General features: G+C 65.7%; 6 protein-coding genes. 5 read left to right on the top strand and 1 reads right to left on the bottom strand.

The window, feature by feature from the left end:
• Positions 1–15 precede the first annotated feature (15 nt).
• Genes CKW46_RS11715 through CKW46_RS11695 form a run of 5 tightly spaced genes read left to right on the top strand, consistent with a single transcriptional unit; the run spans position 16 to position 8,399 of the window.
• Positions 16–4,422, top strand: a complete 4,407-nt coding sequence (locus CKW46_RS11715; RefSeq protein WP_051045863.1) for a type I polyketide synthase — start codon at positions 16–18, stop codon at positions 4,420–4,422.
• A 10-nt stretch (positions 4,423–4,432) separates the two neighbouring features.
• Positions 4,433–5,428 carry an ATP-binding cassette domain-containing protein gene (locus CKW46_RS11710; RefSeq protein WP_015355163.1) on the top strand — a complete coding sequence of 332 codons (996 nt, stop codon included), beginning with the start codon at positions 4,433–4,435 and terminating at the stop codon, positions 5,426–5,428.
• Entirely contained in the window at positions 5,425–6,294 is an 870-nt protein-coding gene (locus CKW46_RS11705; RefSeq protein ID WP_012393577.1) for an ABC transporter permease, read from the top strand. Before CKW46_RS11710 ends, CKW46_RS11705 begins: the two co-directional genes overlap by 4 nt.
• Positions 6,291–7,121 carry an ABC transporter permease gene (locus CKW46_RS11700; protein WP_011740070.1) on the top strand — a complete coding sequence of 277 codons (831 nt, stop codon included), beginning with the start codon at positions 6,291–6,293 and terminating at the stop codon, positions 7,119–7,121. The genes CKW46_RS11705 and CKW46_RS11700 overlap by 4 nt, the downstream gene beginning before the upstream one ends.
• A gap of 33 nt (positions 7,122–7,154) precedes the next feature.
• Positions 7,155–8,399 carry a phthiocerol/phthiodiolone dimycocerosyl transferase gene (locus CKW46_RS11695; RefSeq protein WP_117436003.1) on the top strand — a complete coding sequence of 415 codons (1,245 nt, stop codon included), beginning with the start codon at positions 7,155–7,157 and terminating at the stop codon, positions 8,397–8,399.
• A 203-nt stretch (positions 8,400–8,602) separates the two neighbouring features.
• On the opposite strand, the gene pks2 is transcribed toward CKW46_RS11695, so the two are convergent.
• Complete coding sequence (gene pks2 / locus CKW46_RS11690; RefSeq protein WP_117436002.1) at positions 8,603–14,902, bottom strand: sulfolipid-1 biosynthesis phthioceranic/hydroxyphthioceranic acid synthase; 6,300 nt, start codon at positions 14,900–14,902, stop codon at positions 8,603–8,605.
• Positions 14,903–15,138 lie beyond the last annotated feature (236 nt).

The following is a 15,138-nucleotide window of genomic DNA, read 5'->3' as shown; positions in this document are numbered from 1 at the left end:
ATCGCGGTCGTCGGCATGGCCGGCAAATTCCCTGGCGCCAAGGATGTTTCGACCTTTTGGAGCAATCTGCGGCGGGGCAAGGAATCGATCGTCACGCTGTCCGAAGAGGAACTGCGCGAAGCCGGAGTCAGCGACAAGACGCTGGCCGACCCGTCCTATGTGCGTCGCGCTCCCCTGGTCGACGGGATCGACGAGTTTGACGCCGATTTCTTCGGGTTCCCACCGCTGGCGGCGCAGGTCCTGGACCCGCAACACCGGCTGTTCCTGCAGTGCGCGTGGCATGCACTCGAAGACGCGAACTGCGACCCCGCCAAGTTCGACGGCTCGATCGGCGTCTACGGAACCTCCTCTCCCAGTGGCTATCTGCTGCACAACCTGCTCTCGCACCGGGACCCGAACACGGTTTTGGCCGAAGGGCTCAACTTCGATCAGTTCAGCCTGTTCCTGCAGAACGACAAGGACTTCCTGGCAACGCGGATCTCGCACGCGTTCAACCTGCGTGGCCCCAGCATTGCCGTCCAAACCGCGTGCTCGTCGTCGCTGGTCGCGGTTCACCTGGCCTGCCTGAGCCTGCTGTCCGGCGAGTGTGACGTCGCACTGGCCGGCGGATCCTCGCTGTGCGTCCCCCACCACGTCGGTTACTTCACCTCGCCCGGATCGATGGTGTCGGCCGTGGGCCACTGCCGACCGTTCGATGTGCGATCGGATGGAACGGTCTTCGGCAGCGGCGTCGCGATGGTGGTCCTCAAGCCATTGCAGGCCGCCATCGACGCCGGGGATCGCATTCACGCCGTCATCCGCGGATCGGCGATCAACAATGACGGATCGGCGAAAATGGGTTACGCGGCACCTAACCCCGCCGCCCAGGCCGATGTCATCGCGGAAGCTCACGCGGTGTCGGGCATCGACGCGTCGACGGTGAGCTACGTCGAGTGCCACGGCACCGGCACCCCGCTCGGCGACCCCATCGAAATCCAAGGACTCCGAACGGCTTTCGAGGCATCTGAGACCACCCGTACGGGTCCTTGCGTGCTGGGTTCGGTCAAGTCGAACATCGGCCACCTGGAAGTTGCCGCCGGGATCGCGGGTCTCATCAAGACGATTCTGTGCCTGAAAAACCGGGCGATCCCCGCGACGCTGCACTACACCAGCCCGAACCCGGAACTGCGGCTCGAGCAGAGCCCATTCGTCGTGCAGAACAAGTACGGCCCCTGGGAATGGGATGGGGTGCTGCGCGCCGGGGTGAGTTCGTTCGGCGTCGGCGGCACCAACGCGCACGTCGTGCTCGAGGAGGCACCGACGGTGCCTGCGCACGACGAGCCGGCCGGCCCCCAGGTGCTGCTGCTGTCGGCGCAAACCGCTGCGGCGCTTACGGAGTCGCGGACCGCCCTGGCCGAGGTGTTGGAGCGGTCGGACAGCCCAGACCTCTCCGTAGTGGCCTACACGCTGTCCCGGCGGCGCAAGCACAACGTCACGATGGCCGCCGTCGTCAGCGACCGTGAAGAAGCGGCAACGGCGCTGCGCGCGGCCGACAACGACAGCATATTCGTCGGCGAATCCGTAGCCGGCGTCGCCGATGCCACCGCAGCGGCAGCAGAACGGGTCGTCTTCCTGTTCCCCGGCCAGGGCGCCCAGCACGTCGGAATGGCCAAGGGGCTCTACGAGACCGAACCGGTCTTCGCCGAACACTTCGACGCCTGCGCCGCGGGATTCCGCGCGGAGATGGGTGTCGACCTCAATGCCGAGATCTTCAACGGAACCGCCACCGACTTGGAGCGCATCGACCGCTCACAACCGGCGCTGTTCACGGTGGAATACGCACTGGCCAAATTGGTCGACACCTATGGCGTGCGCGCCGGCGCGTATATCGGGTACAGCACCGGCGAATACATCGCGGCCACCCTGGCCGGGGTCTTCGATCTCGAGACGGCGATCAAGACGGTCTCGTTGCGGGCCCGCCTGATGCACGAGTCACCCCCCGGCGCCATGGTCGCCGTGGCTGTGGGCCCCGATGACATTGCGCAGTACCTCGGCGACGGGGTGGAGCTGTCCGCGGTCAACGATCCCGGCAACTGCGTGGTCGCCGGGCCCAAGGACGAGATCCGGGCATTCAGCCAACGCCTCAACGAGGCCGGGATACCGGTGCGCCGGGTCCGCGCGACCCACGCTTTCCATTCCAGCTCGATGGAACCGATGCTCGGAGAGTTCCAGGAGTTTCTGTCCCGCCAGCAGTTGCGCGCCCCGCAAACACCGTTGTTGAGCAACCTCACCGGAACGTGGCTGTCCGAGCAGCAGGTCACCGATCCGGCTACCTGGGCGCGTCAGATCAGTTCCACGGTCCGGTTCGCTGACGAACTCGACGTGGTGCTGTCCCAACCGAACCGGATCCTGGTTGAAATCGGGCCCGGTGGCAGCCTGACCGGTTCGGCGATCCGGCATCCGAAATGGTCGGATGGGCACCGCAGCGTCCGGCTCATGCGTCACCCGATCCAGAACCTGGATGACCGCGAAACTTTCCTGCGCGCGCTGGGTGAACTCTGGTCGGCCGGAGTTGACGTGGACTGGACGCCACGGCGTGCGGCTTCGCCGCGCATCGTCTCCCTGCCCGGTTATCCGTTTGCCCGCCAACGGCATTGGGTCGAGCCCAAGCACATGGCCTGGGCGCAGATTCCCACCGCGAGCAACGGCTCATCGGTTGGCGCAAAGCTCGGCTCGGGCGCCGACTCGGGCATCCGCGGCGGTGCGCAAACCGGGGAGTCGCAGACCGAAGACGTCTTGCAGCGGATCTGGTCGCAGTGCCTGGGTGTCGGCTCGGTCGATCGAAACGCCAACTTCTTCGACATGGGCGGCGATTCCCTGATGGCGATCAGCATCGCGATGAGCGCCGCCAACGAAGGTCTGACCATCACGCCGCAGGATCTGTATGAACATCCCACCCTTGCGTCGTTGACGGCCGCCATCGATGCCTCGTTCGCGTCCAGCGGGTTGGCCAAGCCCCCGGAGGCCGACGCAAATCCGGCAGTTCCGCCCAACATCGCGTACTTCCTCGACCGTGGGTTGCGCGACACCGGCCGCTGGCGGGTACCCCTGATCCTGCGACTGGATCCCCAAGTGGGCCCCGAGGACATTCGAGCGGTGCTCAGCGCGGTGACCAACCACCACGACGCGTTGCGCCTGCGCCTGGTCGAGAACGGCGGAGTGTGGGAGCAGCACATCGCAGCGCCTGCAGACTTCACCGAGCTTGCCACCCGGCAGCTTCCCGGTGACCTGGCCGCCGACGAGGCGGATGAGCACAGCGCGGTCTCCAACATCGTGGCCGAGCTGATTGCCGAGCAAGGTGATTCGAACGCGCCGCTGATCGCCGTGCATGTCACTGCACCCAATGGTGGTGCGCAATACCTCGGTTTGGCATTGCACGAAATGGTTGCCGACGACGCCTCGCGTCAGCTGCTGGGCGCAGACATCATCACCGCGTTCGCGCAGCGGCTCGGCGATCAAGAGATCAAGCTGGACCCGGTCACCACCGGGTGGCGGGATTGGTCGGTGCGCTGCGCGGCGTTGGCGACCCACCCGGCGGCCCTCGACACCCGTTCGTACTGGATCGAACAGTCGACCAAGGCCAACCTGTGGTTGACCGATGGCGATGCCGCCCAGCCACCCAGCGCCACCGATCTGACCAAGCTGCCCAGCGTGCTCAACGCCGAGCAGACATCCGAGCTCGACGATGCCCGGCGCCGGTTCCGGCGGTCGATTCAGACCATCTTGCTGGCCGCGCTCGGCCGAACGATCGCCCAAACCGTCGGTGACGGCGTGGTGGCCGTCGAGCTCGACGGCGAGGGCCGCTCGGTGCTGCGGCCGGATGTCGACGTGCGCAGGACCGTCGGCAGGTTTACCACCTACTACCCGGTTGCCCTGACGTGTGCCACCGGGCAAGGCGCGGCAGCGCTCAAGGGGCTCGACGCCGTTCACGACACCCTCAAGTCGGTTCCGCACTATGGGATCGGATACGGGCTGCTGCGGTACCTGTATGCCCCGACCGGACGGGTGCTGGGTGCGCAGCGCACACCCGACATCCACTTCCGGTACGCCGGCACGATTCCCGAGCTGCCCCCCGTGGATGCTCCGGTACAGTTCGATTCCGACTTGGCAATGCCGGTGCGAGAGCCGCTCCCTGGGCTCGGCCACGCCGTCGAAATCCGGGCCTACCGGTCCGGCAGCTCGCTACATGTGGATTGGTGGTACGACACCCGGCGTATCACCGCGGAAACAGCAACGGCGCTGGCGCGGTCGTTCCCCACCGCACTCAGCGAACTGATCCAGGAGAGCATCGCGGCGGAGCAGGAAGAGCGCGACGAAGACGAAAAGGTTGGGGTAATCGAAGCCGGCGCTCTGGTGGACCTCTCGAGCCTGGATGCCGGCTGAGGAGGATTGGATGCGTAACAACGACTTGGCGGTAGAGGTTCGCGGGGTTCGCAAGGCCTTTGGCGACGTCGTGGCTCTCAACGACATCAGTTTCGAGGTTGGCCGCGGCGAGGTCATCGGTCTACTCGGCCCGAACGGGGCGGGCAAGACGACCATGGTGGACATCTTGTCCACCTTGACCCGCCCGGATACCGGCTCGGCCCACGTCGCCGGCTACGACGTCGTCGCCCAGCCGGCCGGAGTGCGGCGCTCGATCATGGTCACCGGGCAACAAGTGGCCGTCGACGACGGGCTGACCGGGGAGCAGAACCTGGTGTTGTTCGGCCGCCTCTACGGGCTGCGCAAGTCCCGTGCTCGCCAGCGGGCGCAGGAACTCCTCGATCAATTTGGCCTCACCTATGCCGGCAAGCGGCTGGTGCGCACCTACTCAGGCGGGATGCGTCGACGCATCGACATCGCGTGCGGACTGGTGGTCGAGCCGCAAGTGGCGTTCTTGGACGAGCCGACCACGGGGCTGGATCCCAGAAGCCGACAAGCCATTTGGGACCTGGTCACCAGTTTCAAGAAGCTTGGCATCGCCACCCTGCTGACCACGCAGTATCTCGAGGAGGCGGACGCGCTCAGCGACCGGATCATCCTGATCGATCACGGCAAGATCATTGCCGACGGTACTGCCAATGAGCTCAAGCACCGCGCCGGCGACACCTTCTGCGAGATTGTGCCGCGGCATCTGAAGGATCTGGACGCTACCGTCGCCGCCCTCGGCTCGCTGTTGCCCGAGCACAACAGGGCCATGGTGACCTCGGAATCGGACCGCATCACGATGCCGGCTCCCGATGGCACCCGCACCCTCATCGAAGCGGCCCGAAGGATCGATGAGGCCAATATCGAGCTGGCCGACATCGCGCTGCGCCGGCCGTCTCTTGATGACGTATTCCTTTCCATGACAACCGATCCCAGCGAGGCCCACGCGCTGAGTCACGTGGCGTCGGGGGCCATGCTGTGAGCATCTCGGCGGTCGACCCAACCCCGGTCCCGACCTTCAAGGGGGCAGGCCCGAGCGCGGCGAAACCACGTCTGTCGACGCTGCAGCAATGGTGGGTGCTCGTTGGACGCTTCACCAAACCGCGCCTGCGCGACCCGGAGCTGATCACCATGGTCGGCGCGCCAGTGGTCTTCACGGTGGGCTTCTACATACCGTTCGCCATACCGTGGAATCACTATGTGGGTGGCGGCGCCTCCGGTGTCGCCAGCAGCTTGGGGCAATACATCGCCCCGCTGATCGTGCTGCAGTCCATTTCGTTCGCCGCCATCTCCTCGGCCTTTCGGGCGGCCACCGATTCCCTGCAGGGCATCAATCGACGGTTCAGGTATATGCCGATCGCCCCGTTGACACCGGTAGTCGCCCGCGTGACAGCCGCGATCTACCGCTGCTGCGTCGGTCTGACGGTGGCGCTGATCTGCGGATACGCGATCGGCTTCCACTTCAATCGCGGACCGCTCTACATCGTCGGCTACTGCCTTTTGGCGATCGCGATCGGGGCGGTGCTGTCATTCGGTGCCGACCTACTCGGCACCGGCACCAAGAACCCCGATGCCATGCTGCCGTTGCTGTCGTTGCCCATCTTGATCTTTGGGCTGTTGTCCGTTGGTCTCATGCCGCTCAAGCTGTTTCCGCATTGGATCCACCCGTTTGTTCGCAACCAACCGATAACGCAGTTCGTGGTGGCGCTGCGCGCGTTGGCCGGGGATACCACCAAGGCGGCCATACCGGTGACGTGGACGGTAATGACGCCGACCTTGGCGTGGCTAGCCGGCTTCGCCCTGTTCCTGGTGCCCGTGTCCATCATCGTTTTGTCCCGGCGGCCATGATCGGTATGACAAGTCAAGAAATCGCGTTTGCGCCCGCACAGTCCCAGCACACCGACCACTCTGCCCGGCTGCTCATTTGGCAGACTCTAGTGCAGACCCAGCGGATACTCACGCGCTGGTCGCGTGACTTCGTCACCCTCATCGAAGCGCTGGTCTTCCCGATTCTGTTCATGCTGGTGTTGAAGATCGTGCTCGGCAATCTGATCTATGCCGTAACCCACCATGATGCGATGTACAGCATCGTTCCGTTGATCGCACTCGGCGCCGCGATCACCGGATCGGCGTTCGTCGCGATCGACCTGATGCGAGAACGCACCAGCGGACTGCTGTCCCGACTGTGGGTGCTGCCCGTGCACCGGATGTCGGGTCTGATGGCCCGCATCCTGGCGGACGCGGTTCGGATTCTGTTCACCACTCTCGTGATGCTGGGCGTGGGGATCCTGATGGGCTTCGAGTTTCGCCAAGGTCTGATCGCGAGCCTCATGTGGCTGTGCGTTCCGGTGACGCTGGGCATCGCCTTCGCCGTCATGGTCACCACCGTGGCGCTCTATTCGTCGCAGGCAGTGATCGTCGAGGGGGTCGAGCTGACCCAGGCGATCGCGATCTTCTTCTCCACGGGCCTGATTCCGCTGGACCAATACCCACACTGGATTCAGCCGGTGGTGGCCCATCAGCCAGTAAGCTATGCGGTCTCGGCGATGCGCGGACTGTCGATGGGTGGCCCGGTCCTGTTACCGATGATCGGGGTGCTGTTGTGGACCGCGGGCATCTGCGCGGTGTGCGCGGTTCCCCTGGCCGTCGGCTGGCGACGGGCCAGCACGCATTGATCCACCATGCAGTGAAGAACGGAGAGTCTTAACGTGTTCCCCGGAGCCGTAATCCGGAAGCTGGCGTTCAGCGAGGAAATATACGCCCGATACCAGGCTTTCACCTCGTTCACAGCGCATGTGCGAGGTCCGGTCGATATCGATGCGATGTCGGAGGCCTTCGACGCTCTCTTGCAGGCCCATCCGGTGTTCGCGGCCCATCTGGAGGAAGGTCCCGACGGGAACCACCACATCGTCGCCAATGACCTGCTGCACTCGGGGCTGGTGGTCATCGACGGCAGGCGGGCCGAAAACCCGCATGTGCAGCTCGATCAGCGCGACTCGCTGTTCAGGCTGCAGTTGACGCTCGGCGAGTCGGAGAACCTGGTCACCGCGTATGTCCATCACAGCCTGGCCGACGCTCACCACCTCGGCAGCCTGCTTGACGAGCTGTTGTCCCGCTACACCGACGTGGTCACTACCGGCGACCCCGGTCCGATAACGCCCGAGCCGGCGCCCCAACCAGCTGAAAACCTGCTGAAGCGCCGCGGTATCAAGCAATCAGCGCTGACCGGGTTCGAGCGTTTCTTGCCGCTCTTGTTCGCCTATGACCTTCCGCCCATCGCCGAGGAGATGCGCAAGTTCGAAGCGCCCGAGCCGGTTCCGGTCACCAGGTGCCGACTCACCAGCCAGGAGACCGCTGACCTGGTCTCATTCAGCCGAGACAATGGGCTCAGCTTCAACGCGGTGCTGGCGGCCGCTATCCTGCTCGCCGAGTGGCGGTTGCGCGAGACGCCGCACGTCCCAATTCCCTACTGCTACGCCGTAGATCTGCGCTTCCTTTTGAGCCCTCCGGTAGGGGCGACCGAGAGCACCAACCCGGTGGGATTGGCAACCTATCTCGCCGAGATTGGTCCCGACACCGACATCACCGAGTTGGCAGCCGACATCGTCGCAACTTTCCGGGCTGACTTGTCCGACGGCATGATTCACCAATCGGCGCTTCGTTCCGGCCGGATCCTGGAGGGAACTCCCCCCGGACTGCCACCATTTGTCTTGTGCACGAACGTCAGTACGCTACCGCCGATCCGCACACCGGAAGACGTGGAGCTGGTGGACTTCCACAGCAGGATCCACTGCGCGATGGATGTCCCCTTCGGCTTCTACGCCTGCTCGATTGCCACCGACCGGCTCTCGATCGAGCTGCACGGCAGCATCCCGGCGCCTCAGCTCTTGTTGGACGCCATCCGCGACATCCTGTGCTCTGTTCCCTCAGAGTACGGGTTGTTCATGGAATGACCTGCGCCTGCGCGCTTTTGTAGATCCGATCTGTAGATCCGACCTTTTGTCGGATCGGACCCTTTTGTTGGATCGCACGTTGTGCAGATCGGCTCTCGTTCGCCTTCGCCACCATCAAGCCTAGTTCGCTGCCATAAGGCACCGTTGCACTGCAGCGCCCCTCGCGGTCTCACGAAGAATGCTACAGTGCAACGGATCCGCCGTTATGACGCCGCGGGTTGGGCTTCTTCCTCGGCCAACGTGTCGGCCAGATGCTGCGACAAGGCACGCGCAGTGTTATGGCTGGCGATGACCTTGGGCGACAGCCGCACCCCGGTCTCGGTTTCGATGTGGGTCCGCATCTCGAGCATGCCCAGCGAGTCCAGGCCGTACTCGACGAACGGCCGGTCCGCGTCCACCGTGCGACGCAGGATCACACTGGCCTGCTCGGCTATCAGGCGCCGCAGCCGACCGGCCCACTCCTCTTGCGGCAGCAACTTCAGCTCCGCGAGGAATTTACTTGGGCCCCTCGTGTTTTGACCGCTGGACTGGAACATCTCAGCCCACGGGCTGCGCCTGACGAGGTCTGCCAGCCATGGCGCACCGATGATCGGGATGTAGCCGGTATAGGTGCGGGCATGGCGCAGCATCTGCTCGAATGCGTACATACCCTCGTCGGGGGCGATCATGATCTCGCCACCTTCGGCCAAGAATGTGGCGCGGCCGACCTCACCCCACGCACCCCAGCCGATGGCGCAGACCGGTAGGCCCTGGGCACGGCGCCAGTGAGCGAACGCGTCGACCCAGCTGTTGGCCGCCGCGTAGGCACCCTGACCGGGCGAACCCATCAGGGCCGCACCCGAGGAGAACAGGCAGAACCAGTCGAGCGGCTGTCCGGTCGATGCGCGATGCAGGTTCCAGGATCCGTAAACCTTGGGCGACCAGTCCCGATCGATCAGTTCGTCGGTGATGTTGCTCAACGTGGCGTCCTCGACCACCGCGGCCGCGTGCAGCACACCCCGCAGCGGAAGCCCGGTGGCGGTCGCCGCACTGACCAGACGGTCAGCGGTCTCGGGCTCGGCAATATTGCCGCACTCCACCACGATGTCAGCCCCATTGGCCCGCAGCCGCTCGATGGCCTGCCGCGATTTGGGGTTGGGCTGTGAGCGGGCAGTCAGCACGATCCGGCCGCATCCCGCCGCGGCCATCTTCGAGGCGAAGAAGAGTCCCAGGCCACCCAGGCCGCCGGTGATGATGTAAGATCCGTCGCCGCGGAACACCTCAACCTGCTCCGGAGGTACCACTACCCCTCTGCGTCCACTTCGCGGCATGTCGAGCAGCAGTTTGCCGGTGTGTGCGGCGTTGCTCATTGTCCGGATAGCCTCGGCGGCTTCGGCCAATGGGTAGTGAGTGCACTCCGGTGCACTCAGCACACCTTCGGCGGTGAGGTTGTACACCGTGGAAAGCAACTCGCGGACCCGTTCGGGCTGGATGACCGACATCAGCCCGAGGTCCACGTAGTAGAACGTCAGGCCGCGCCGGAACGGGTACAGCCCCATTCGGGTGTTGCCGTACACGTCGGCCTTGCCGATCTCGACGAACCGTCCACCGAAGGCCAACAGTTCCAGGCCCGCGCGTTGGGCGGCACCCGTCAGCGAGTTCAGCACGATATCGACGCCGTACCCGTTTGTGTCGCGCCGGATCTGATCCGCGAACTCGATGCTGCGCGAGTCGTAAACGTGCTCGATGCCCATGTCATTCAACAGTTGCCGACGTTCTGCGTTGCCGGCCGTTGCGAATATCTGTGCTCCTGCGGCGCGCGCGATCGCGATGGCCGCCTGCCCCACACCACCGGTTGCGGAGTGGATCAGCACCCGGTCGCCGGCCTTGATTCCGGCCAGGTCGTTGAGGCCGTACCACGCGGTGGCGTGGGCGGTGGAGGACGCGGCCGCATGCTCGTCGGACAGGCCCGCCGGCAGTGTGACAGCGAGGTTGGCGTCGCAGGTGAGGTAGCTCCGCCAGCATCCGTCCTTGGAGAAGCCGCCAACCCGGTCACCGACCTGATGATCCGTGACGCCCTCCCCGACCGCCGTCACCACGCCGACGAAGTCGGTGCCCGTCTCCGGCAGCCGTCCCTCCAAGCTGGGGTACCGGCCGAAGGCGATCAGGACATCGGCGAAGTTGATGCTGGACATGGTCACCGCGACCTCGATCTGACCGGGCCCCGGCGGAACGCGGTCACAGGCGGCGAGTTCCAGCGTCTGCAGGTCACCCGGCGTGCGGATCTGCAGACGCATGTTGTCACGCTCGTGGTCGACGGTGGTGGTTTGCCGCTCGTCAGCGCTCAGTGGGCCGGGGAACAGGCGCGCCACGTACCACTCGCCACCCCGCCAGGCGGTCTCGTCTTCCTCGGATCCTCCCAACAGTTGCTGGGCAAGCTGTTCGGACTGCGTGCTTTCGTCAACGTCGACCTGGGTTGTCTGCAACAGCGGATGCTCACTGCCAATCACCCGCAACAAGCCACGCAGTCCGGCCTGCTCCAGGTTGATCTCGTCTTCTGGCCGAACTCGCTGAGCTTGCCTGGTCACCACGAACAGACGCGGAAGCTCACCTTCTAGCTCGGCCAGCTCCCGGGTGATCCGAACCAGGTGGCGCACCTGCTCACGACCCTGCAGCAGGCTCTGCTCATCCGCGTCGCCGCTACGTGGCCCACAGACGATCACTACACCCTTGTTGGTACGGGCCCGAAGCTGGGCGCCCAGCTTTTCGATGCCGCCGGCCAGATCGTCCTGTGCCGACCAGACCATGCTGGCGCACTCCGCGCCCTGGGATTTCAGCGCATCAGCCAACATCGTTGCCATCAAGTCCTCACCATCGGAGGCGCTGATGAGCAACCACGAGCCGGTCTTCTCGTCGAGGACCTCGGGCAGCTGTCGTTGTTGCCACTCGAGGGTGAGCAGACGCTCGCTGAGCACGCGGTCGCGTTCACCGCTTTCGGAGGTCCCGGTGCCTAGGCGTAGGCCACGCACGGCCAATAGCACGCAACCCTGCTCATCGAGCAGCTCCAGGTCGGCCTCGCCTCCATTGGCGTCGGCCTTGGTCACCCGCGTGTAGCAGTACTGGGCATTGCGGGTCGGCCCGTAGGCACGCAGGCTGCGCACCCCCAATGGCAACAGCAAGCCGCCACCGCCGGTGCTCTTGACGCCCGCGGCGACGGACTGGAAGCAGGCATCCAGCAGCGCCGGGTGCACGCCGTAGGCCCCCTGCTGGAACCGAATCGACGCGGGCAGCGCCACTTCGGCCAGCACCGTGCCGCCTTCTGTCTCCGCGGTGCGCGCGATGGCCAGACCGCTGAATGCGGGACCGTGCTGAATGCCACGTTCGACGAACGCTTCGCGCAACTCGGCTCCGTTGACCGAGACGGGATGGGCCGCCAACAGTGCTGCGATGTCGTAGGCCGGCGGCACGGATTCGTCGTCGCTGGCGCGCAACGCCGCGGTGGCGTGGCGGGTGGTCTCACCGTCAACGTGGGTCTGCACCACGAAGTTGGCGGCACCCGGCGAGTCCAGCGATGCGACGGCGTCGATCGGGGTCTCCTCGTCGAGCAACAGCATCTGCTCAAAGACCAGGTCGCGGACCTCGAATGCTTCGCCGAATACCTCGCCAGCGGCCGCCAACGCCATCTCGCAGTAAGCCGCGCCGGGAAGGGCGGCCACGTTGCGCACCTGGTGATCGCTGAGCCACGACAAGGTTTCGGTGCCGACATCGGTCTGCCACACATGGCGCTCCGGCTGCTCGCTGAGCCGCACGTGTGCGCCGAGCAGCGGATGCACGGTGACCGAGCAGGCACCTTGCGCCTTGCTGTCTTGTCCTTCACCGTCGACGAAGAAGCGACGGTGCGTCCACGCCGGCAGCGGCGCATTCACCAACCGTCCGGCTGGATAGAGCACCGAGAAGTCCACGGCGGCGCCGGCGCTGTGCACATCGGTCAGCAGGCCGCGCAACCCGTGCGGCAGCGGCTGCTCCCGCCGCATACCGGCCAGGGCGGCCGCCGACATGTCGAGACTGCGGGCGTTCTGGTCGACGGCGTGGGTCAGCAGGGGGTGCGGCGAGAGCTCGGCGAAAACTCGGAAGCCGTCCTCCAGCGCGGCCTGCACCGCCGCAGCAAACTGCACGGTGTTGCGCAGGTTGTCCACCCAGTAGGCGGCGTCGCAGGTGGGCCGCTCACGCGGATCGAACAGAGTGGCCGAGTAGTACGGAACCTTGGGATCCGACGGAACGATATCCGCCAGCGCCGTGGCCAGATCTTCGAGGATTGGGTCAACTTGAGGCGAGTGCGACGCCACGTCCACTGCAACCTCGCGCGCCATCACCTCCCGCTGCTCCCACCGCGCGACGAGATCACGCACCGTGTCGGTGGCACCGCCGACTACCGTGGACTGCGGCGAGGCCACCACCGCGACGGCGACGTCATCGATGCCGCGGGCCATGAGCTCCGAATTCACTTGCTTGGCAGGCAGTTCCACCGATGCCATCGCGCCGGCGCCGGAGATCCGCAGCATCAGCTTGGACCGGCGACTGATGACGCGTGCGCCGTCTTCCAGCGACAGCGAGCCGGCGACGACGGCCGCGGCCGCCTCACCCAGCGAGTGCCCGATGACGGCACCCGGGCGCACCCCGTAGGTCTTCTCCATGGTGGCGGCCAGCGCAACCTGCATGGCGAACAGGGTCGGCTGCACCTTGTCGATCCCGGTCACCTTCTCCGGCGCCGTCATCGCCTCGGTCACCGAAAAACCCGACTCGTGGGCGATGATCGGCTCTACCGCGGCAACGGTCGCAGCAAACACTAGTTCGTTGGCCAACAGGTCGGCTCCCATGGCGGCCCACTGCGACCCCTGCCCCGAGAACACCCATACGGGTCCCCGGTCGCCGCGTCCGACCGCGGCCTCATACATGAGGTCGCCCTCGGCGACCTCCTGCAAACCCTCGACCAGTTCGGGCAGGCTGGCGGCGACTACCGCGGTGCGCACCGGCCGGTGCGCACGCCGGCGCGCCAGCGTGTAGGCCAGGTCAACAGCCTCGGTGGAGTCCGCGGAGTCCGCGCGACTACCCACCCACTCGGCGAGCTCGCGTGCGGTCTGGCGGAGCCCGTCGGCCGAGGTGGAGGACAAAGCGAACAGCAATGGGCTGGCCATGCCGGGCTCCGCGGGGGCTTGATCCCTTGCCGGCGCTGGGGTGGGCGGTTCTTCGAGGATGGCGTGCACGTTGGTCCCCGACATCCCGAACGAGGACACCGCCATCCGCCTCGGCCCCTGATCCTCCGGCCATGGCGTGATCTCGTGGGGCACATAGAGCCCCGTCTCGATCTCCGCAAGCTCGTCGGGCAGTCGGGTGTGGTGCACCATCGGCGGCACCACCCCGTGTCCAAGCGACAGGGTCGCCTTGATCAGTCCCACCGTTCCCGCGGCGGACTCGCTGTGCCCAATGTTGGTCTTGACCGATCCCAGCATGCAGCGGCTGCCGCCGGAGCCGTACACCTGCGCCAGGCTCCGGTACTCGATCGGGTCACCGACCGGGGTGCCGGTGCCGTGCACCTCCACCGCTCCGACGCTGGCTGCGTCCACTCCCGCCGCCGCCAGGGCTTCGCGGTAGACGGCGACCTGCGCGGTCTCCGAGGGCATGAGCAACGTCTCGGAGCGACCGTCCTGATTGGCAGCCGTACCGCGTACCACCGCGAGGATCCGGTCTCCGTCGGCCAGCGCATCCGACAGTCGCTTGAGCACGACCACCGCGCAACCCTCGGAACGCACAAAGCCGTCCGCGTCAACGTCGAATGCGTGGCAGCGACCGGTCGGAGAGAGCATGCCCTGCGAGGACAACGAAACACTGCCGTTGGGCTCCAGCAGCAACGCACAGCCGCCGGCCAACGCGAGGTCGCTCTCCCCCTCGTGCAGGCTGAGGCAGGCCAGACGCACCGTGAGCAGACCGGAAGAGCATGCGGTGTCCACCGTCATCGCCGGACCGTGCAGGCCCAGCGTGTGGGCAATGCGCCCGGACGCCACACTGTTGATAAGGCCCGTCGACGCGTAGGGGCCCGCCAGGTCGCCCGCGAGGACGCTGCGCACCAGGTAGTCCTCGTGGGACAGCCCAACGAACACCCCCGTCGAGGAGCCCGACAACGACGCCGGATCGAGACCGGCGTGCTCGATCGCCTCCCACGCGGTCTCCAGCAACTGCCGGTGCTGCGGGTCGATCGAGGTCGCTTCCCGTTCGCTGACGCCAAAGAACTCGGCGTCGAAACCGGCGACGTCGTCGATGAACCCACCCCATCGCGATACCGTTCGACCCGGGACGCCCGGCTCGGGGTCGTAGTAGTCGTCAACGTCCCACCGGTCAGGCGGAATCTCGGAGACCAAGTCGTCACCGCGCAGCAAGGACTCCCAGAGTTTCTCGGGCGAGTCGACGCCTCCGGGCAGCCGGCATCCCATCCCGATAATCGCAACGGGCGTGGCAGGTTTTTGCATAAATCTATATTCCTTGTCTCAGCTCGACCGATCTCACACCGTGCAACCGGTGTGACACCGACGACACCACCGAATCATTCACAAGGGCAACGAAATGGCTACAGCGCCGGTTCCGAAGCCGCCAATCCAGGCCAAGCCGGATCTCGACACCGCTAGCGGGTCTCGCAAGCAAGCCTAGACGACTCAGGGCATGCCGGGGGCACGGCTTGTCCGAATGCCCGGCCTGTGACGGGTCC

This window comes from Mycobacterium liflandii (assembly GCF_022354805.1).
GTDB classification, from domain to species: domain Bacteria; phylum Actinomycetota; class Actinomycetes; order Mycobacteriales; family Mycobacteriaceae; genus Mycobacterium; species Mycobacterium marinum.
The sequence above is the reverse complement of the archived record's forward strand: the minus strand, read 5'-3'. Positions and strand labels throughout refer to the sequence as shown.